This is a genomic window from Sphingomonas sp. 1185 (assembly GCF_040544655.1).
GTDB lineage: Bacteria > Pseudomonadota > Alphaproteobacteria > Sphingomonadales > Sphingomonadaceae > Sphingomonas.
In genome coordinates this window covers 1-19222 of the sequence record NZ_JBEPKL010000014.1, presented here as the reverse complement: position 1 = coordinate 19222, position 19222 = coordinate 1, and the positions used below count along the sequence as shown (strand labels likewise).

The window sequence follows — 19222 nt, the reverse complement described above, 5'->3', positions numbered from 1 at the left end:
TTCAGCGCGATGTCACCGGGGTCCTGCCGAAATGGTAGACGCCGCCCGGCTCGGCCGCGACGAAGCGATCGCGCGGGATGCCCGCGGCGTCGAGGGCCGCCGCCAGTTCCTCTACCGGCGCATCGCGGGCTTCGTCGGTGAGCTGGAACGTGCCCCAATGGATGCCGAGCGCCCGCCCAGCGCCGACATCGGTGAAGATCCGCACCGCGTCGGCCGGGTCGACATGCTGCGCGGCCATGAACCATCGCGGCTCATAGGCGCCGATCGGGATGAGAGCGACATCGGGCGCTCCCAGCCGCTCGCCCACCTGGCGGAAGATGGCCCCGTCGCCATAGCCGGTGTCGCCCACGAACCAGATCGTGCCCGCGCGCGTCTCCAGATAATGGCCGCTCCACAATGTCATCCGCGTGTCGCTCGGCCAGCGATTGGACCAGTGGTTGGCGGGCGTCAGCGTCGTCGCGACGCCGTTGCCCAGGTCGATCCGATCCCACCAGTCGCCGGTCACGCACCGCGCGCCCGGCACCGCGGCGCGAACGACCGTATCATTGCCCAGCGGCATCGCCATCAGCGGATCATGCACGGCGTGAAGGCGACGCAGCGTCGCGATGTCGAGATGGTCGTAATGGGCATGGCTCAGCAGCACGACATCGATCGGCGGGAGCGCCTCGAACGGGATTCCCGGCGCGGTGACACGCTTGGGCCCCAGGCGGCGGAAGGGGCTCGCACGCTCGGACCAGACCGGATCGGTGAGGATGTTCACTCCCGCCGCCTGAACCAGCATCGCGGCATGGCCGACCATGGTGACGGACAGGCCATCGACGCGCGGCCGTGGCATCGCTGGCGTGACCGGCACCGTCACCGGCCATTTGGCGGCAGCGCCCGCCAGCTTCCAGCGCAGGATCGCGCGCAGTCCGCGATCGGTGCTGGCCTGGCCCGGATTGAAGAAGCGCGTGCCGTCGAAATGGTCGCTCGACGGCCCATCGTAATAGCGGTTGCGGGCCATGGTCAGGCGACCCGCATCAATTGCGAGGGATAGGCGGTCAGCATGGCCAGAGCCTCCTCGACCGGCGCGGTCAGCCAGCGTTCCTGATCGTCGGCCGACAGGATGACCGGCATCGCCTTGGGATGCTTGGGCGCGACCAGCGGATTGGGCTCGGTCGTGCAAAAGGCATAGACCCGGTCATGATCCCGGTCGAGCTTCCACAGCCCGGCGAAGCACGGCACCGCCTGATCCTCGACGGTGAACCACCAATGGACGTCGCCCGGCCCCTGGCGATCGGCAGCGGCCTTGGGCTCGGAGAAACGGGTGAAGGGCACGAGACAGCGATGTTCGGCCTTCGCCATCCAGGGCTTCCACATGCCGCTCTGCATGTTGCGCGCATTGGTCCACCAGTCGTGGAGGAAGGGCAACTCCCCCTCGCGCGCAGGCCGCTTGCGCGGCTTGCGGGTCGGGAAACCCCAGCGCATCGTGCTCAGCACCCGCTGGCCCTTCTCCACTCGGACGACATAAGCGGGCTTGCCGGGAGCGGCGTAATCCTTCTCCACCGCCAGCACATTGGCCGCGTCCTCCGTCTCGGACAGCGCGTCGAAATAGGTTCGGGGGTCCACCTTGATGCTGTAAAGATTGCACATTCCGCTGTTCGATCACGGTCGGTGGCATCAGACAAGCCTCTTCCGCGCCGACCACCCTGCGTCGCGTGCGAACGCGAGCCTCATGGCAACGGACGGCGCGCTCCCCTGTCGAAAGACCGGATCGCGAGCCCCGGCTACGGATTGTTGGCTGGGAGATTCTCCGTCGGGCCATCGGCCTAATCATAGCCTGACTGCACCCCGGACTCCGCCGGGGTGGTATGCCCCCTTAGGCAACGGGCCGACTCTGGCGGAGCAACCCCGCCAAGGGCAAGACGACGGCGCAATTCGCAGGGATGATGGCGGACGCCGCCTATCCAGCAATACTTAGGCCGATCAACATCTGGGATCGCCCCTTCTTCCCTCTCCCCTGGACAGGGGAGAGGGTTAGCGAAGCTTGCCAGCCTGCTGGCTAGCGCAGCTTGGGTGAGGGGTCGAGCGAGCCCAAAGGCTCGCGCGCTCGCGAAGCGAGCGCCCACCCCTCACAAAGCTCCGACTAAGCCTTTGCTACGCAAAGACTAAGTCTGCGCAACCCTCTCCCCTCTACGAGGGGCGAGGGACGGAATGGCATCGCTGAATGGCGATCGGCCCTACACATCGTCGTTGGATAGGAATCCAGGCGCGGGGCGACAGAGCGCGTCAAACCCCACTATCGGAGATGCTGCCCCGCCCCGTTCGGCCGAGTGAGGTCGACGGCCGGGTCAGGCATGGCCCTCGAACTTCCCGCGATCGTCTCACCCGGCGCTCGACACCAAGGCAGATTCGAACCCGACCTGCCCTTTGTCGGTTCAGCGCAAAGCGAATGTCCGGTTCAATTGGCGAAGGCCCGTCTCCGCGACGCGGTGCGAGGAAATCACCGCGCCTGAAGGCATGTCCATGGCAATCGGCTTTTCCTGCAGGACCGCCGCATAGAGCGATCGCGCCTCGGAGGCGCGCCCGGTTTGGGCATAGACCGCGGCGAGGTTTAGCATCAGTTCCGGGCTGTCGGGGCTGGCTCGGCGCTCCTGGAGCAGGGTCCGCTCCGCCGCGACCAGCTTCCCGGCTGCGATCTCCTGATAGCCCGTCCGTTGCGGCCAGCGATCCTGCGCGATGGCCGGGGCTGCCATACCCACCGCCGCGACGATCAGAGCCAAAGACATGCCACGCATCGCCCTTCTCCATGTTTCATTTTTATGACGGCATGTTGTCATTTTTGTGAAACCACCGCAAGGGTTGAGGGCGTTGCCAACGGCCGCGCGAAACCGGATTTCCAACGTGGCTTCGAGAGTTCTTCCGGAAGAAAACGGGTGATGGCCACCTTCGCCTAAGGCCGATCATCGAAGGATAGCCCAGTGTGATCGTGGGCCTCTTGCCCCTGCTGATCTCCGGCACCAGCGCGACGCCCTCCGCAATCGGCCGCGCTCACGCCCTGCCTCTTAACCCCTGTCCCCCAGGCATAAAAAAAGGCGGCCTCCGAAGAGGCCGCCCTGGTCCGTCACGAACGGAATCGCGTCGATCAGAAGTCGTTGCGATACTGCTCGTTGCCGATGAAGCCGAGCTTGCTGACCGCCGAACGCTTGATGACTGCCAGGATCTCGTCGACCTTGACATATTTGGCGTCGGGGGCCGGCTGGAAGTGCAGTTCCGGCTCGGGGTTCATGGCGGCCGTCTGGTCGAGATACTGACGCAGCGTCACCTCGTCGACCGGCGTGCCGTTCCAGGTCACCGTACCGGCGGCGTCGATGCCGACCTTGTTCTTCTCGCTGTTCACGACGGGCGTGTTGTTCTTCGAGTTGACCGGCAGGTCGACCTTCACCGCGTGAGTCTGGATCGGGATGGTGATGATGAACATGATGAGGAGCACGAGCATGACGTCGATCAACGGCGTCGTGTTCATGTCCATCATCGGCTCGCCATCATCGGATCCGGCGCTCATTGCCATGGCGTGCTAACTCCTATTCTGTCCGCCCGGCCGATCAGGCGCGGGGGTTGCCGCCGGGGGGCGGCTCGGAGATGAAGCCGACACGGGCGAAACCGGCCTGCTGCATCGTGTAGATGGTGCCGCCAATGCACCGATACGGCGTATTCACGTCGCCGCGAATATGCGCCTCGGGCAGCTGATCGGGCGTGATGTTCGGCCCGAGCCGCTCGATCTCGGCCTTCAGCTTCTGAACCGCCTTGTCACGCAGCTCGGTCGAGGTCACGGGGCTGAGGCCCCAATACACCTTGCACTGACCATTTTCGCTGGTCACCGAAAGCGAGACGTTTTCCGGCTTCGTCGTCGTCGGATCGAAGCGGACGCTCGGCAGCTTGAGCGGAACGGTCTGAATCACGACCGGAACCGCGATCAGGAAGATGATGAGGAGAACCAGCATGACGTCCACGAGGGGCGTCGTGTTGATCTCCGACATCGGTTTCTCGGCGGAGTCCCCGCCAACGCTCATCGCCATGAGAGAGCTATCCTATCCATGCATTCTTTCGCCGTCCCGGAGCCGGGTCGACGGGGGGTGGCGGGGCCGTGCCGCGAACGGCCGGTCCCCGCCCCCTTAGGCTCAGGCGCGCGTCTGAACGCCACCGGCCTGACCGGCCGTGGTCGTCGCCGGGGTCGCCTTGACGGCGGTCGGCTTGGCACCGGCAACGGCCGGACGAACCGCACCGTTCGAGGCCAGGAAGCCCAGCACGTCGTTCGAGAACGACGACAGGTCTTCCGCAATGCCCTTGTTACGACGCTGCAGCCAGTTGAAGGCGAGCACCGCCGGAACGGCGACGACGAGACCCAGCGCGGTCATGATGAGCGCTTCACCGACCGGACCGGCGACCGCGTCGATCGACGCCTGGCCCGACGAGCCGATCTTGATGAGCGCGCGGTAGATGCCGATAACCGTACCGAACAGACCGATGAACGGCGCGGTCGCACCGACGGTCGCCAGGAAGGCGAGACCGCCGCCCAGCTTCGAGTTGATCGCGGCTTCCGAACGCGCCAGCGAGCCGTGCAGCCAGTCATGCGCTTCGACCGGATCGGTCAGCTTCGAATGCTGGTCCTGCGCGGCCAGACCGTCGTCGACGATCTGCTTGTAGGCCGAGTTCTTCTCGAGCTTGGCCGAACCTTCGCGCAGCGAGTTCGACGACCAGAAGCCCTGACGGACGCGCTTCGCCTGGTTGATGATCTTCTGCTGCTCGAACAGCTTCGAGAACAGGATGTAGAACGACACGATCGACATCAGGCAGAGGATGGTGAACACCGACTGCGAGATGAGGCCGCCCTCTTTCAGAGCCTGGCCGAGGCCGTACGGATTTTCGGCACCGGCCGCAGCGCCGCCCGCGGCGAGGATGGTGGTGAGCATGATTGGTTAGGTCCTCTGACTAAAGCGTTGGGTGTGATCGGCTTTTAGCCGTTATTCCTGTGGCAGCTGCCAACGGATGTTAAGCGTGTACGACGATGCGACGGGGTTGCCGGCCGCGTCCTGGGCGGGCGTGAAACGCACGCGCGCCTTGGAGATGCGGCAGGTGGCATCGTCAAGGGCCCGGTTGCCGCTGCCCGACAGGATCGTGCAGTCGGTGACGCGCCCATCGGTGCCGATCGACAGCTTGGCCGACACGCGGCCTTCCGCGCCTTCGCGCTGGGCCGAGGGCGGATAGGCGTCGGGACCGAAATACTGGCCCGGGTTACCGCGCAGACCGGCAGCCTTCGAGACCGTCGGCGCAGGCGGCGGCGCGGGCGGAGCCGGCGGCGCAGGCGGGGCCGGCGGTGCGGTCGGCTGGCTGAGCGGGATGATGCTCGTCGTCGAGATCGTCGGCGCCGGCGAGGGCACGTTGACGATCGGCGGCGGCGTCACCACCGTGGTCGGCGGCGGAGGCAGGTTGGGCTGCTCCGGCGGCGGGGGCGGCGGTTCATCCGGCGGTGGCGGGGGCGGCGGCTCCTCCACGTTGAACGTGTCGAGCTTTTCGGTCGCCTTCTTCACGTACTGGTATGCCAGTCCCGTGACGAAGGCGTAGCCCAGGGCAGCATGGATGAGCACGACGATAACGATCGCGACCACCTTGCCCCCGGACATCTTCTGGTCAGTATAGGCCATTCAGCAACGAAACTCCTCAGTCTGCCAGTTTCGCCTCGCCGTAGCGTGGGGACGTGGGAAACTCCTGCCATGCGCTCACGCATGCGGCAGAGCCTCGGACCCTATCGTCACGGCTGGCGCGGTGCAATCAGTTTGTCGGACGTAATAAACGTACAAGCACGCCATGACAAAATTATTTCTGTACCGTTAATACACGAAGGAGTAGCGCGAAGCGATGAAACCCCTCTCCCACGCCCTCCATGCTACCACCATCGCGGCCGCGATGCTATCGTTTGCAGGCCCGGTCGGGGCGCAAGTGGCGACCGCGCCGTCGGTGCGCGCGGGCGATCCGATGGTAGCGCAAACAGGCCCCGGCTATGCCGACCTCGCCGACCTCGTCCTGTCCGCCCCGGTGATCGCCGACGTGACGATCCGGTCGGCGGCCGCGATCAAGGGGCCCGAGGCCGCCGGCGTCGCACCCGGTCGGCAGCGTTTCTATGTCGAGGCGGATGTCGGCACGCTGATCCGCGGATCGGGCGGCCTGCCGGCACGCGTCGGCTATCTCTACGATGCGGCGACGGATGCGCGGGGCCGCGCGCCGCGGCTGAAGAAGATGCACGTGCTGATCTATGCACGGCGGGTGCCCAATGCCCCCGACCAGCTCCAGCTGGTCGCGCCCGATGCGCAGCTGCCCTGGACGCCCGAGACCGAGCAGCGCAGTCGGACCATCGCGCGCGATGCGCTGTCGCCGGACGCGCCGCCGGTCATCACCGGCGTCGGCAATGCCTTTTACGTGGCGGGCAGCCTGCCCGGCGAAGGCGAGACACAGATATTCCTCACCACCGCCAATAATCGCCCGGTCTCATTGTCGGTCCTGCGGCGTCCGGGCGAGGAGCGCCGCTATGCCGTGGCGCTGAGCGAGATCGTCGACGAATCGGCGGCGCCGCCCGCGCGCGATACGCTGCTCTGGTACCGGCTGGCCTGCGCGCTGCCCGAATCGCTGCCCGATCGCAGCACCGCCTCGCTCTCGCCGCAGGATGCCCAGGCGGCGCAGGAGGATTATCGCTTCGTCATCCAGAAGCTCGGCCCGTGCGTCCGCGAGCGTCAGTTGCCCAGCGTCAGCAACTGACCCGTGACGGCGTGCGCGGCGGCGAGATAGGCGACCGCCGCCGCGACCGCCTGATCGGACGCGGCATCCCGGCAAATCACGGCGTTGACCCGCGCATCGGGAGCGGCGGCGACCGCGAGCGGCCCGATCGCCGCCTCCGCCATCGCCTGCGCCACGGGATCGCGACCGGGGCGCAGCACCAGGATCAGGTCGCAGCCGGGATTCGCCGCGACGAGCGCCGCGACATCCTCCCCCGGCGCCACGTCGATTCGCCGCGCGGTCATGCCCGGATCAGCGACGGTGGCGGACCAGCGTGATGCCGATCGCCTCGCCATCCTCGGCGATGGCCAGCTTCACGATCTTCACCTTCACGCGCCGAACCCGCTTGTCCTGAAGGAACAGCGTGTCGCAGATATGGTCCGCAACCCCCTCGATCAGCGTGAAATGCACGCCTTCGGGCAACTGCGTCGCGGCATGTTTCAGGTCGAGATAATTCTTCGACTCGCCCAGCGGCGTGTCGGGCGCATAATGGGCGGGACAGTCGAGATCGACGGTCAGCGAGATGCGCAGCGGTTGCGGCAGATGCGTTTCCTCGGAGTAGATGCCGGTCAGCACCTGGACTTCGAGGTCGTGGACTTCGAGCTGGAGACGGTCTTCCATGCCAGGGCTCTAGCAGAGCCCGCGCGCAAGGGAAGTGGCGGCGCGGAGCCGCGGGGCTTTGCATCCGCCGAGGAGCGGATTAAGGGCGCGCGCATTCTCCCCTCTCCTTCTGCCGCGATCGGACCCCACCCGTTGTGACCGAGACGACTGCCCTTGTTCCGCTCGACAGGGTCGATCCCGCCGCCGTGGAGGCGCTGCTCGACCGCGCCTTTCCGCCGGGGCGCCAGGCGCGGACCGCCTATAAGGTGCGCGGGACCGTCGCGGCGATCGCCTCGCTCTGCTTTGCCGCGCTGGACGAGGACGGCGCGCTGCTGGGTTCGATCCAGTGCTGGCCGGTCGCGCTCGCCGACGATGCGGGCGGGGTGCATCCCATGGTGATGGTCGGCCCGGTCGCGGTCGCCCCCGATCATCAGCGGGACGGCCTGGGACGCCGCCTGCTGGCGCACATGCTCGCCGCCGCCGTCGAACAGGGGCTGGACCGCGCGATGATGCTGATCGGTGACCCGGAATATTATGGCCGCTTCTTCGGCTTTACCGCCGACCGGACGGCGGACTGGCGACTGCCCGGCCCGGTCGAGCGGCACCGGCTGCTGGCGCGCGGCCCCGATGTGCCGGCCTGTCCCGGCATGCTGAGCGCCGCGGGCTGAGGCCGGGCTTTACCTGCGCGCCTCGCGTCCCTAACTCAGACCGATCATGCCCATGGCGCCGCCCCCCGACCTGTCCTCGCTCAGCCTCGCCGAGATCGTGCGCGCGATGGAGGCGCAGAAGCTGCCCCCCGTCTCGCAATGGAATCCCACCCATTGCGGCGACAGCGAGATGCGGATCGCCCGCGACGGCACCTGGTATCATCAGGGCAGCCCGATCGGCCGCCCCGCCATGGTCCGGCTGTTCTCGACCATCCTGCGTCGCGAAGCCGATGGCCGCCACGTCCTGGTCACGCCGGTCGAAAAGCTCGACATCGCGGTCGAGGATGCGCCCTTCGTCGCGGTGACGCTCAAGGCGCAGGGCGAGGGCCGCGACGCGCGGCTGACCTTCCAGCTCAACACCGGAGACCTTGTCGCGGCGGGCCCCGCGCACGGCCTGCGCTTCGCCGAGGGCGAGGATGGCCCCCGCCCCTATCTGCATGTCCGCGACGGGCTGGAAGCGCTGATCGCGCGGCCGGTCTATTACGAACTGGCCGAACGGGCGCTGGCGGAGGGCGACACGCCACCGGGTCTGTGGAGCGACGGCGCCTTCTTTCCCATCGCGCCCGCGACCGACGCATGACGCTGGCCGAAAGGCTGGCACAGGCGATGGCGCGGATACCCGTTGCCGACCTGTTGACCGGCGACGGGGACATCCTACCCGAAACCGCCGCGACACCCACCGCCGCGGCGGTGCTGGTGCCCGTCACCGATCGCGCCGAGCCGGGCCTCGTCCTGACCCAGCGGACCGAGCATCTGCGCAACCATGCCGGGCAGATCGCCTTTCCGGGCGGCCGCGCCGATCCGGGCGATGTCGATCTGGTCGCCACCGCGCTGCGCGAGGCGGAGGAGGAAATCGGCCTGTCGCCGCACGCGGTGACGGTGATCGGGCTCGCCGACCGCTATCGCACCGTCACCGGGTTCGAGGTGACGCCGGTGCTGGGCGTCATCCCGCCCGACCTGACCCTGTATCCATCCGAGGCGGAGGTGGCGAACCTGTTCGAGGTGCCGCTCGCCTATGTCCTCGATCCCGCCCATCACCGCCGGGTCAGCGCACCCTGGCGCGGGCAAACCCGTCATTTTTACGAGATATTATGGAACGACCGGCGCATCTGGGGCGCGACAGCCGCGATGATCGTCAACCTGTCGCGGCGGCTGCAATGGGCGGCATGACGGCTGCGACCGCCCCCTGGACCGAGCGGACCGACCTGATCGCGCTGGCCGAGCGGCTGGAGGCGCGGTTCGTCGGCGGCGCGGTGCGCGATTGGCTGCTGGGCCAGGCGGTGGCGGACATCGACCTCGCCACGCCGCTGTCGCCCGAGACGGTCATCGCGCGCGTGCGCGAGGCGGGGTTCAAGCCGGTGCCGACCGGCATCGCGCATGGCACGATCACCGCCGTCCTGCCCGATGGCCCGGTCGAGGTCACGACGCTGCGCCGCGACGTGTCGACCGACGGCCGCCACGCCGTCGTCGCCTTCACCGACGACTGGCGCGAGGATGCGGCGCGGCGCGACTTCACGATGAACGCGCTCTATGCCGATCCGGTGACGGCCGAGCTGTTCGACTATTTCGGCGGACTGGACGATCTGAAGGCGGGGCGGGTCCGCTTCATCGGCGATCCGTTGCAGCGTATCGCCGAGGATCATCTCCGCATCCTGCGCTTCTTCCGCTTTCATGCGCGCTTCGGCCAGGCGATCGATCAGGCCGGACTCGACGCCTGTACGCAGCGCGCCAACGACCTGATGGCGCTGTCGCGCGAACGGATCGCGGCCGAATTGCTGAAGCTGCTGGTGGCGGCGCGCGCGGTGCCGGTGGTCGCGCTGTTGGTCGAACAAGGCATCTTCCGCGCGGTCATCCCCGAGATCGATAGCGCCGGGGCCGACCGGCTGGCCCGCCTCGCCGAAGCGGAAGCGGCGGCGGGGATCGCCCCCGACCCGATCCGCCGCCTCGCCGCGCTGCTGCCCCCCGAAGCCGCCGAACCGGTGGGCGCGCGGTTGAAGCTGTCCAACCTGGACCGCAAGCGCCTGATCGCCGCGACCGCCGGGCCGGGCGATGAGGGGCCCCATGCGCTGGCTTACCGGGTGGGCACGACCGGCGCGGTCGACCGGCTGTTGCTGGCGGGCGAATCGGTGGCGGCGATCCGCGACTGGACGCCCCCTGCCCTGCCGCTGACCGGCGGGGCGCTGGTCGAGCGCGGGGTGCGCAAGGGCCCCGATGTCGCGCGGCTGCTGCGTCAGGTGGAAACCCGGTGGATCGCGGAGGGCTTTCCGGACGCGGGCCGGGTCGCCGAGCTGGCCGATGCGGCGGTGGCTCAGGCCTGAGCCGCGATCATCGCCCAGGCCGCCTCGGGGTCGAGCGGCTTGGCATAGAGATAGCCCTGGCCATAGGTGCAGCCCAGCGCCGCCAGCGTCTGGCCGAGTTCGATCGTCTCGATCCCCTCGGCGGTGGTCTTCATGCCCAGCGCCTGCGCCAGACCCATGATCGCGCGGACGATGGCGATCTTGTCGCGGTCGGCCAGCATGCCGTTCACGAAGCTGCGGTCGATCTTGAGAATGTCGATGGGCAGTTTCTGGAGATAGGCGAGATTGGAATAGCCGGTGCCGAAATCGTCCATCGCCACCGTCGTGCCGAGTTCCTTCAGCCCCTCCATGATCATGGTCACGCCGTCGGGATCGCCGACGATCGCGCTTTCGGTCAGCTCCAGCGTCAGCCGGTCGCCCGCGATCCCGGCCTTGCCCAGCGCGCCGTCGATCACGGCCGGGATGGCATCGCGCTGAAGCTGGATCGCCGAGACGTTGACCGACATCCGCATCCCGCACGACCCGCCCGCGATGCGGTCCCATTCGGCCAGCTGCATCGTCGCCTGCTGCACCGCCCAGCGGCCGAGCGGCACGATCAGCCCCGATTCCTCGGCGACCGGGATGAAGTCGACCGGGGAATGATCGCACCCCTCGGCATCGCGCCACCGCGCCAGCGCCTCGAACGAGACCATGCGGCCCGTTGAGAGATCGCAGATCGGCTGATAGGCGAGATGCAGCTCCTCACGCTCGATCGCGCGGCGCAGCGCGGTCTCCATCGCGAACTGGGCGCGCGCGATGGTGAAGGCCTGGGGGTGATAGACCTCGGTCCGGCCCGCCGCCTTGGCGCGTTTCACCGCGAACTGGGCGTGGCGGATCAACTCCTCGGCATCGCCGTCGCCATCGTCGTCGGCGTTGAAGGCGATGCCCACCGACGCCTCGACATTCACCTCGTAATCGGTCAGCCGGAAGGGCGAACGCAGCGCGCGGTCGATCCGGTCGGCCAGGACATGCGCTTCGTCCTCGCTCTCGTCGATCATCATCAGGATGCCGAATTCATTGCCGCCGATCCGCCCGATCGAGTCGCGCGACCGCAGCGCGCCCTTCAACCGGCGTGCGACGGTGATCAGCAGCTCGTCCCCGACCAGCGAGCCCATACAGGCGTTCAGCCGACCGAAGCGGTTGAGATCGATGACCAGCACCGCATGCGAATGGCCGGTCGCCATCATCGCCTCGATCAGGTCGCCAAATCCCTGACGATTGGGCAAGCCGGTCAGGCTGTCGGTCGTCATCTCGCGCCGCAGGCTGCGCTCGGTATGATGCTGGGCGGTCTGGTCGACCAGCATGAGAACATATTGGTCCGCGCGTTCCTCCGCCGAGCGGGCGAGCGTGACCTGAAAATACCGGCAGTCGATGGCCTCGCCGAGCGCCAGCGGGAATTCGATCGACTTGCCGCCCAGGCTCTGGAGATCGCCGATTCGCTTCGTCACCTCGGCCATGATCAGCGCATCGGACCGCGCCTCGGTCAGACCGGCACGGCGATAGGGGGCGTTGACCGTGACGATGCCGGGCCCATCCGCGCGCATCGCGATTTCCGCCGCCGGGATCGCCATGATCTCGACCGCGCACGATGTCAGAGTCGCGATCGGGCGCGGCAAGGGTCGCGGGATTGGATAAGCGGTCGAAGCCATCTACCGACCATTTATCGGCCGATCGTTAAAACCCCCTAAAATTTCAGCGAAATTGACGCCGTAAACGGTTCAGTCCGCCATAATCGGAAACACGCCGTCGATCGGGGGCAGTCAATCGAAACGATTATCGCGGGGGAAGCCGGTCGGCGGCATCCGCCCCGCCGCCCCGCGCGCGGTCCGCCAGGCGGACAGATCGGCCTCGGTCCGCACGCGCCCCGTCTCGCCGCCCATCGGCCAGCTCAACCCGTCCTTGAAGACGAAGGTCGTCGCATCGGACAGGCCGCCGTCGCGATAGCGTTGCAGCTGGACCCCGGTGCCGCGCGACAGTTCGACGAACTCGGTCAGCGGGAAGACCAGCAATTTGCGATTGTCGCCGATCGCCGCGACATAATCGTCGTCCGCCCCGACCGGACGCACGACCTTCAGCGCCGCCCCGGCGCGCGGCGTCAGCACCGTCTTGCCTTTTCGCGTCTCGGCGATGGTGTCGGCGGTCGGCACGACGAAGCCGCGCCCGTCCGAGGCGGCGACCAGCAGCTTGGCCGCGCGCGCGGCGGGCAGGAAGCCGACGATGCCGATCGATCCGTCCAGGTCGATCATCGCGCGCACCGGCTCGCCGAAACCGCGCCCGCCGGGCAGCTTGTCGGCGGCCAGGGTGAAGAACCGCCCGTTTGCCGCCGCCAGCAACAGCTTGTCGGTGGTCTGCGCGTGGAAGGCGAAAGCGGGGCCGTCGCCTTCCTTGAACTTGGCGGTATCCGCCGAGGCCAGGTCGACATGCCCCTTCATCGCGCGAATCCAGCCGCGCTGCGACAGTATGACGGTGATCGGCTCGCGCTCGATCATCGCCTCCAGCGGGATGTCGCGGGTCGGCGCGGCTTCCTCGATCAGCGTGCGGCGCGCGCCCAGCGCGGTGTCGGGACCATAGCGGTCGCGTATCCGGCCCAGGTCCTTCTTCATCCGCGTCCGCTGGCGCTGTTCGGAGCCGAGCAGCAGGGTGAGCTGCTCGCGTTCCTTGTCGAGCTTGTCGCGCTCGCCGCGAATCTCGAACTCCTCCAGCCGCCGCAGCGAACGGAGGCGCATGTTGAGGATCGCCTCGGCCTGACGGTCGGTCAGACGGAATTCCGCGATCATCACCGCCTTGGGCTCGTCCTCGGTGCGGATGATCTCGATCACCCGGTCGAGGTTGAGATAGGCGACCAGATAGCCGTCGAGCAGCTCGATCCGGTCGGCGATCTTGCCGAGCCGATGTTCGGAACGCCGCCGCAGCACCACGAACTGATGCTCGACCCAGGCCGCCAGCGCCTCGCGCAGGGACATGACGCGCGGGGTGCGGTCCTTGTCCAGCACGTTGAGGTTCAGGCTGATCCGCGTCTCCAGGTCGGAGAAACGGAACAGCCCGTCCATCAGCACCTGCGGATCGACGGTGCGCGCGCGCGGCTCCAGCACGATGCGGACCTGCGCATCCGATTCGTCGCGGACATCGGCCAGGATCGGCAGCTTCTTGTCGTTGATGAGCGTGGCGATCTGTTCGATCAGCTTGCCCTTGGCGACGCCGTAAGGGATTTCGCTGACGACGATCTGCCAGCCGCCGCCCTTCTCGCGCTCAATCTCCCAGCGCGCGCGGACGCGGAAGCCGCCCCGCCCGGTGGTGTAGCTTTCGCGCAATATGGCAGGCGCATCGACGACGATGCCGCCGGTCGGGAAGTCCGGCCCCTTGACCAGCGACAGGATCGCATCGTCATCGGCATCGGGCCGATCGACCAGCAGGATCGCGGCCTCCAGCAACTCGGCGGCGTTGTGCGGCGGGATGCTGGTCGCCATGCCGACCGCGATCCCGCTCGCGCCATTGGCCAGCAGATTGGGGAACAGGCCGGGGAACAGCTCGGGCTCCTGCTCCTCGCCATTATAGGTCGGGCGATAGGCGACGGCATCCTCGTCCAGCCCATCCATCAGGTCGATCGCGACCTGGGTCAGCCGCGCCTCGGTATAACGATAGGCGGCGGCGTTATCGCCGTCGATATTGCCGAAATTGCCCTGCCCGTCGACCAACGGATAGCGAAGCGCGAAATCCTGCGCGAGACGGACCATCGCGTCATAGACCGACTGGTCGCCATGCGGATGATATTTACCGATCACGTCGCCGACGACGCGCGCGCATTTCTTGTAGCCCGCCGCCGGGTCGAGCTTGAGCAGCCGCATCGCCCAGAGCAACCGGCGATGTACCGGCTTCAGGCCATCGCGCACATCGGGCAGCGAGCGCGCCGTGATCGTGGACAGCGCATAGACCAGATACCGTTCAGACAGCGCACTGTCGAAGGGGGCATCGAGGATGCCGACGGGGGGATTGTCGCGGAGATCGATCGCCATGGGAGCGTCGCTTCTAGCAAGCGATGCGCGCAGGGGCAATCGGGCGGATCAAAAAGAGAACAAATGGCCGGAGACTGGCCGGAGACAGGATCGCCGGGGCAAGGCGGGCACGTTGGGAGCGCCGCGCCCGCCTGCCTTGCGGCCATCCCGGTCAGGCGTGGTTCGCCTGCGCCTGGTTGACGTCCTGGGTGAAGTGGTTGCCCGCCGCGACCGTGCAGTTCTGGAACGCGACGGGGGTGAAGGTCTCGACCCCGGCGACTTCCTCGTCGGTCACGGCCTTGCCCTTGGCATTATGGCCGGGCGCGAAGGCGATGGCCTCGGGACGGAAGGTGGCGAGGACATCGGCGGTATCGCGACAGGCGACGGTCCGCTCCGTCCTGCCGTTCTTGACCACCGCGATGGCCTCCATGCCATTGGCCAGCGGAACACGCGCCTGTTCATAGACCAGCGGCGCCTGCACCATGTGCATCGGCCGCGCCACGGCAGCACCCGCCGTCAGCATCAGAACCCCACCAACAACACCGATCATCAGCTTGTTCATGACTTCCTCCTTTGCAAGTATCGACAGAACCCATGACTTGGATTATCGGTTTCCTATACTTCATACCTTACCATTTTTTCATATTCTGTGAAAATCACGTCCATCATTGCCGGGACATTACGTGATCTTCATCTTTCATACGCCTTTCGTTGCTTGGGCGACGGAAGGAGCCTGTCCGCACCGCAAGGCCGCACGCCTCCATTGCGCCCGCCCGCACCTTCGATTATAGGCCGCGCCATCCCGCCTCGGGCCTCAGCATGTGGGGCACCGGGGCTGTACTCATTTCAGGGGACCGCCGCATGGCTCGCCGCCGCCAAATCTACGAAGGCAAGGCCAAGATCCTGTACGAGGGCCCCGAGCCCGGCACGCTGATCCAGTATTTCAAGGACGACGCCACCGCGTTCAATGCCCAGAAGAAGGGCACGATCAACGGCAAGGGCGTGCTCAACAACCGCATCTCCGAGCATGTCTTCACCATGCTCGACCATATCGGCGTGCCCACCCACTTCATCCGCCGCCTGAACATGCGCGAGCAGTTGATCCGCCAGGTCGAGATCGTGCCGATCGAGGTCGTGGTGCGCAACGTCGCGGCGGGCTCGCTGTCCAAGCGCCTGGGCATCGAAGAGGGCGTGAAGCTGCCCCGCACGATCATCGAATATTATTACAAGGACGATGCGCTGGGCGACCCGATGGTCACCGACGAGCATATCGCCTGCTTCGGCTGGGCCAGCCAGGAAGAGATGCACGACATCGCCGACCTGGCGATCCGCGTGAACGACTTCCTGTCGGGCATGTTTGCCGCGATCGGCATCCGCCTGGTCGACTTCAAGCTGGAATTCGGCCGCATCTGGGACAATGACTTCGGTCGGATCATCCTGGCGGACGAGATCAGCCCCGATGGCTGCCGCCTGTGGGACATGACCACCAACGAAAAGCTGGACAAGGATCGCTTCCGTCGCGACCTGGGCGGCGAGGTGGAAGCCTATCAGGAAGTGGCGCGCCGTCTGGGCCTGCTGCCCGAGGGGGGCGACACCGCTGTCCTCGACCTCGAAGAACACCGCAAGAGCCGGGGCAAGTAATGAAGCTGAAGATTTTCGTCACCCTGAAGCCCGGCGTGCTCGACCCGCAGGGCAAGGCGATCCACCACGCGCTGGAAAGCCTGGGCTTTGCGGGCGTGAACGACGTCCGCGCGGGCAAGCTGATCGAGCTGGAAGTCGCCGACGCGACCACCGACGCGCAGATCGACGAGATGTGCCGCCAGCTGCTCGCCAACACCGTGATCGAGAATTACAGGGTGGAGCGCGCCTGATGAAGACCGCCGTAATCGTCTTTCCGGGCTCGAACTGCGACCGCGACCTCGCCGTCGCGCTGGAGGCGGTGACGGGCGTCAAGCCGGCCATGGTCTGGCACGGCGACAGCGAACTCCCTGAGGGGTTGAGGCTGATCGGCGTGCCGGGCGGCTTTTCTTACGGCGATTACCTGCGCTGCGGCGCGATCGCGGCCCGCTCGCCGATCATGCGCGCGGTCGTGGAGTCGGCGAACAAGGGCACGCCGGTCTTCGGCGTGTGCAACGGCTTCCAGGTGCTGGCCGAAACCGGGCTGCTGCCGGGCGCGCTGATGCGCAACCGCTCGCTCAACTTCGTCTGCCGCGACGTGGATCTGGAGGTGGCCAGCACCGACAGCGCCTTCACCCGGCTGTATCAGCAGGGCGAGACGATCCGTATCCCGGTCGCGCATCATGACGGCAATTATTTCGCCGATGCCGACACGCTCGACCGCCTCGAAGGCGAAGGCCGCGTGGCCTTCCGCTATGCCGAGGACGTCAACGGCTCGGCGCGGTCCATTGCGGGCGTGCTGAACGAGAAGCGCAACGTGCTGGGCATGATGCCCCACCCCGAGCGCCGCATCGAAGCCGCGCACGGCGGCGACCATGGCCGACGCCTGTTCGAGGGCCTGCTGGAGATGGTGGGGGCCTAAACGCCCCTCCCCCGTTCAGCCTGAGCGAAGTCGAAGGCCACGGGATGAAATCTGAAAAGGGGGGGCGAGACGACTCGCTTCCCCTTTTTTGTTCGCGCCGAGGCGCGGAGGACGCAGAGGTGTCTGGTCTTGTGGAGGCCTTATCCCTTCCGCCTCATGCTTGCGGCAAAAGCATGCGGCTACCGCCACGTAGGGCAGCTCTGCGCCCTCTGCGCCTCTGCGCGAACCCATTCATGCCCCACTCCTTCGCGTCTTCGCGTGAACCCAAATCAAATCCGCGCCCGGAACGGCGTGAAGTCGGTCCCCTCGTCGAACACGTCCACCCCTTCGGCGCGCTTCAGACCGCCGACGATCAGATAGGTCAACGGGGTCAGCAATACCTCCCAGCCCACCTTCAGCACCCATTGTGTGAACAGCACGACGACCACCAGATGCATGGTCCACCCCTCCGCACCCAAGAAGGCGAGCGGATAGAAGATCAAGCTGTCGACCCCCTGCCCAATCACCGTCGAGCCGATCGTGCGCGACCAGAGATGCCGCCCGCCGGTCCACAGCTTCATGCGCGCCATGACAAAGGCGTTGGCGAACTCGCCCGCCCAGAAGGCACAGATGCTGGCAAAAACGATCCGGCGGACCTGGCCAAAGATTACCTCATAGGCGGCCTGGTTGGTCCAGCTGGGCGCTGGCGGCAACTTGACCACCACCCAGCTCATGAAGGCCATGAAGAGCAGCGCCACGGTTCCCGCCCAAATGACCCTCCGCGCGCGGGCATAGCCGTAAACCTCGGTCAACACGTCGCCGATGACATAGCTGAGCGGAAAGAACAGGATGCCCGCCCCGAACGGCCACTCACCAACGAACGGCAGGGTGATGACCGCCACCTTGCCCGCGCCGATGACGTTGGACAGCAGCAGGATGGTGACGAACGCCGCCATGACGAAGTCGAACCAGCGAAAGGCCGACCGCTCCAGATCGCGGCCCGCGACCATCCGTTCCCCGCTCATTACGATCCCCTCAAAGCCGTACGGACCGTTGTTTATCGCCATTCCCTTGGCGGTCAAACCACGCTAGGGACACCGCCATCCGCGCGTCCGTAGCTCAGTTGGATAGAGCAAGGAGCTTCTACCTCCTCGGTCGGGGGTTCGAATCCCTCCGGGCGCGCCATTTCTGTTCAGCTTTGGGCACTGCGGCACTCGGCGTCTGGGATGCTATGATCGCGCGTTCCAACATCGCGTTGCGCCCCGTGATCCGAACCTCGCGGTCGCCGACTTCGACGCGGTCCACGAGCAGGTGGATGTATTCCTTGCGCGTCCTGCCGTCCGACTCGTCCAGCTTACGGCGAAGCAGATCGCCGAACCGGGCGATGATTTCAGGCGTGATTCGCCGATCACCGGCGTCGAGCTGCCGTTCGAGGACGGCGATGTCGGCTTGGGTGCTGGCCTTCTGCGCACGGATGTTGCCGAGTTCACTGGCGACTTGCGGATCGTCGGGGCTCAGCGTGTTGTTACGGACCAGCCTGATTACGCTGGCGCTCTCGCCATCGAGTTGGGTCAGCCGGGCGCGTAGCCGCTTCAGTTCAGCGGCGCGCTCCGCGACGGCGGTTTCCGACCGGTCCAGCCATGTCTGCAGAAGCGCGGTCAGCCGTTTCGGCTGGACGAGATGACGGGTCACCGCGCCGACGACCAGATCGTCCAGCTGCCCCATCGGGACACGACGCCCCGTGCACGCGTCCGGCCCGCGCTTGATCCGCGCCGAACAGGCGTAATAGCGATACTGGCCGGACTTTCCGGTGCTCGTCATCATCCCGGCGCCGCAACCGTCCCCACCGCATCCGCAGACCGCGCGGCTGGTCAGCAGATTCGTATTCGTCTTCGCGGCCGCTTCGCCCATTCGCGGGTCGCGGTCGGCCATCTGCTGGCGGACCGCGTAGAAGGTGTCTTCGTCGATGATCGGCGGCACCGGGATCGGCACCCACTCGCTTTCCGGTCGCGTCTCACCGGTGCGAGAATTCCGGCGGTTGAAGATGACATAGCCTATATAGGCGGTGTTAGTCAGGATGTTGTGCAACGTCCCGATGCTGAACCGCTTGCCCCGGATGCGATAACCGCGTTCGTTGAGGTGATGCGCCAAACCCGTGACGCCAATCGGGCCGCTCGCCGTGCCTTCGCGATACGTCTTGAAGATGTACCGCACCATGTCGACCGTCTCGGGGTCGTGCTCCAGCTTCTTGCGGTCCTT

General features: G+C 66.7%; 22 protein-coding genes and 1 tRNA gene. 9 read left to right on the top strand and 14 right to left on the bottom strand.

Annotated features, from left to right (window positions below; translation table 11 throughout):
• Window position 1: 1 nt before the first annotated feature.
• The 7 genes from ABIC44_RS11020 to ABIC44_RS10990 all read right to left on the bottom strand — a co-directional run bounded on the left by ABIC44_RS11020 (window position 2) and on the right by ABIC44_RS10990 (window position 5684).
• Entirely contained in the window at window positions 2-1003 is a 1002-nt protein-coding gene (locus ABIC44_RS11020) for an MBL fold metallo-hydrolase (RefSeq protein WP_354295422.1), read from the bottom strand.
• Between the two features lie 2 nt (window positions 1004-1005).
• Window positions 1006-1632 (bottom strand): SOS response-associated peptidase family protein, encoded by a 627-nt coding sequence (locus ABIC44_RS11015; RefSeq protein ID WP_354295421.1) that lies wholly within the window; start codon window positions 1630-1632, stop codon window positions 1006-1008.
• Window positions 1633-2417: 785 nt separating this feature from the next.
• Complete coding sequence (locus tag ABIC44_RS11010; RefSeq protein ID WP_502959842.1) at window positions 2418-2762, bottom strand: tetratricopeptide repeat protein; 345 nt, start codon at window positions 2760-2762, stop codon at window positions 2418-2420.
• 362 nt (window positions 2763-3124) lie between these two features.
• Window positions 3125-3550: an ExbD/TolR family protein gene (locus ABIC44_RS11005; RefSeq protein WP_307100333.1), complete on the bottom strand. Its 426-nt coding sequence runs from the start codon at window positions 3548-3550 to the stop codon at window positions 3125-3127.
• A gap of 34 nt (window positions 3551-3584) precedes the next feature.
• Entirely contained in the window at window positions 3585-4058 is a 474-nt protein-coding gene (locus ABIC44_RS11000; protein WP_307100335.1) for an ExbD/TolR family protein, read from the bottom strand.
• A gap of 102 nt (window positions 4059-4160) precedes the next feature.
• The gene (locus ABIC44_RS10995; RefSeq protein WP_307100337.1) at window positions 4161-4952 is read right to left on the bottom strand and encodes a MotA/TolQ/ExbB proton channel family protein; all 792 of its coding nucleotides are present in this window, start codon (window positions 4950-4952) and stop codon (window positions 4161-4163) included.
• A 51-nt stretch (window positions 4953-5003) separates the two neighbouring features.
• Window positions 5004-5684 (bottom strand): energy transducer TonB, encoded by a 681-nt coding sequence (locus tag ABIC44_RS10990; protein WP_307100339.1) that lies wholly within the window; start codon window positions 5682-5684, stop codon window positions 5004-5006.
• A 214-nt stretch (window positions 5685-5898) separates the two neighbouring features.
• Here ABIC44_RS10990 and ABIC44_RS10985 point away from each other — a divergent pair, with 214 nt between their 5' ends.
• Window positions 5899-6792, top strand: coding sequence for a hypothetical protein (locus ABIC44_RS10985; RefSeq protein ID WP_354295419.1), 894 nt, complete (start codon window positions 5899-5901; stop codon window positions 6790-6792).
• Here ABIC44_RS10985 and ABIC44_RS10980 read toward each other — a convergent pair.
• Entirely contained in the window at window positions 6768-7055 is a 288-nt protein-coding gene (locus ABIC44_RS10980; protein WP_354295418.1) for a Rossmann fold domain-containing protein, read from the bottom strand. The two genes, ABIC44_RS10985 and ABIC44_RS10980, sit on opposite strands and share 25 nt — an antisense overlap.
• A gap of 7 nt (window positions 7056-7062) precedes the next feature.
• On the bottom strand, window positions 7063-7431 hold the full coding sequence (locus ABIC44_RS10975) for a dihydroneopterin aldolase (RefSeq protein WP_307100345.1): 369 nt from the start codon (window positions 7429-7431) through the stop codon (window positions 7063-7065).
• A gap of 134 nt (window positions 7432-7565) precedes the next feature.
• Between ABIC44_RS10975 and ABIC44_RS10970 the strand changes: the two genes are divergently transcribed.
• From ABIC44_RS10970 to ABIC44_RS10955, 4 genes are read left to right on the top strand one after another with little or no spacing between them, the layout of a single operon-like run.
• On the top strand, window positions 7566-8078 hold the full coding sequence (locus ABIC44_RS10970; RefSeq protein WP_354295416.1) for a GNAT family N-acetyltransferase: 513 nt from the start codon (window positions 7566-7568) through the stop codon (window positions 8076-8078).
• A gap of 46 nt (window positions 8079-8124) precedes the next feature.
• Complete coding sequence (locus tag ABIC44_RS10965; protein WP_354295414.1) at window positions 8125-8697, top strand: DUF1285 domain-containing protein; 573 nt, start codon at window positions 8125-8127, stop codon at window positions 8695-8697.
• Window positions 8694-9287, top strand: coding sequence for a CoA pyrophosphatase (locus tag ABIC44_RS10960; RefSeq protein WP_354295413.1), 594 nt, complete (start codon window positions 8694-8696; stop codon window positions 9285-9287). Before ABIC44_RS10965 ends, ABIC44_RS10960 begins: the two co-directional genes overlap by 4 nt.
• On the top strand, window positions 9275-10435 hold the full coding sequence (locus tag ABIC44_RS10955) for a CCA tRNA nucleotidyltransferase (protein WP_354295509.1): 1161 nt from the start codon (window positions 9275-9277) through the stop codon (window positions 10433-10435). The genes ABIC44_RS10960 and ABIC44_RS10955 overlap by 13 nt, the downstream gene beginning before the upstream one ends.
• Here the strand turns inward: ABIC44_RS10955 and ABIC44_RS10950 are convergent.
• The 3 genes from ABIC44_RS10950 to ABIC44_RS10940 form a co-directional block, all read right to left on the bottom strand.
• Complete coding sequence (locus tag ABIC44_RS10950; protein WP_502959841.1) at window positions 10426-12102, bottom strand: putative bifunctional diguanylate cyclase/phosphodiesterase; 1677 nt, start codon at window positions 12100-12102, stop codon at window positions 10426-10428. The two genes, ABIC44_RS10955 and ABIC44_RS10950, sit on opposite strands and share 10 nt — an antisense overlap.
• 111 nt (window positions 12103-12213) lie before the next feature.
• Window positions 12214-14466 (bottom strand): DNA topoisomerase IV subunit A, encoded by a 2253-nt coding sequence (parC, locus tag ABIC44_RS10945; protein WP_354295411.1) that lies wholly within the window; start codon window positions 14464-14466, stop codon window positions 12214-12216.
• Window positions 14467-14617: 151 nt separating this feature from the next.
• A complete protein-coding gene (locus tag ABIC44_RS10940) occupies window positions 14618-15007 on the bottom strand; it encodes a hypothetical protein (protein ID WP_354295409.1) in 390 nt (129 codons plus the stop codon).
• Between the two features lie 299 nt (window positions 15008-15306).
• On the opposite strand from ABIC44_RS10940, the gene purC reads away from it, so the two are divergent.
• The 3 genes from purC to purQ are packed head-to-tail and all read left to right on the top strand — an operon-like array spanning window position 15307 to window position 16984.
• The gene (purC, locus tag ABIC44_RS10935; RefSeq protein ID WP_007405170.1) at window positions 15307-16086 is read left to right on the top strand and encodes a phosphoribosylaminoimidazolesuccinocarboxamide synthase; all 780 of its coding nucleotides are present in this window, start codon (window positions 15307-15309) and stop codon (window positions 16084-16086) included.
• The gene (gene purS / locus ABIC44_RS10930; RefSeq protein ID WP_042486357.1) at window positions 16086-16316 is read left to right on the top strand and encodes a phosphoribosylformylglycinamidine synthase subunit PurS; all 231 of its coding nucleotides are present in this window, start codon (window positions 16086-16088) and stop codon (window positions 16314-16316) included. Before purC ends, purS begins: the two co-directional genes overlap by 1 nt.
• Window positions 16316-16984 carry a phosphoribosylformylglycinamidine synthase subunit PurQ gene (purQ, locus tag ABIC44_RS10925; RefSeq protein ID WP_354295407.1) on the top strand — a complete coding sequence of 223 codons (669 nt, stop codon included), beginning with the start codon at window positions 16316-16318 and terminating at the stop codon, window positions 16982-16984. The genes purS and purQ overlap by 1 nt, the downstream gene beginning before the upstream one ends.
• A gap of 269 nt (window positions 16985-17253) precedes the next feature.
• Here the strand turns inward: purQ and ABIC44_RS10920 are convergent, their stop codons facing one another.
• Window positions 17254-17988: a queuosine precursor transporter gene (locus tag ABIC44_RS10920; RefSeq protein ID WP_354295405.1), complete on the bottom strand. Its 735-nt coding sequence runs from the start codon at window positions 17986-17988 to the stop codon at window positions 17254-17256.
• 83 nt (window positions 17989-18071) lie between these two features.
• On the opposite strand from ABIC44_RS10920, the gene ABIC44_RS10915 reads away from it, so the two are divergent.
• Window positions 18072-18148, top strand: a tRNA-Arg gene (locus ABIC44_RS10915).
• Here ABIC44_RS10915 and ABIC44_RS10910 read toward each other — a convergent pair.
• Window positions 18107-19207, bottom strand: a complete 1101-nt coding sequence (locus tag ABIC44_RS10910) for a recombinase family protein (RefSeq protein ID WP_354295506.1) — start codon at window positions 19205-19207, stop codon at window positions 18107-18109. The genes ABIC44_RS10915 and ABIC44_RS10910 overlap by 42 nt on opposite strands.
• Between the last annotated feature and the right edge of the window lie 15 nt (window positions 19208-19222).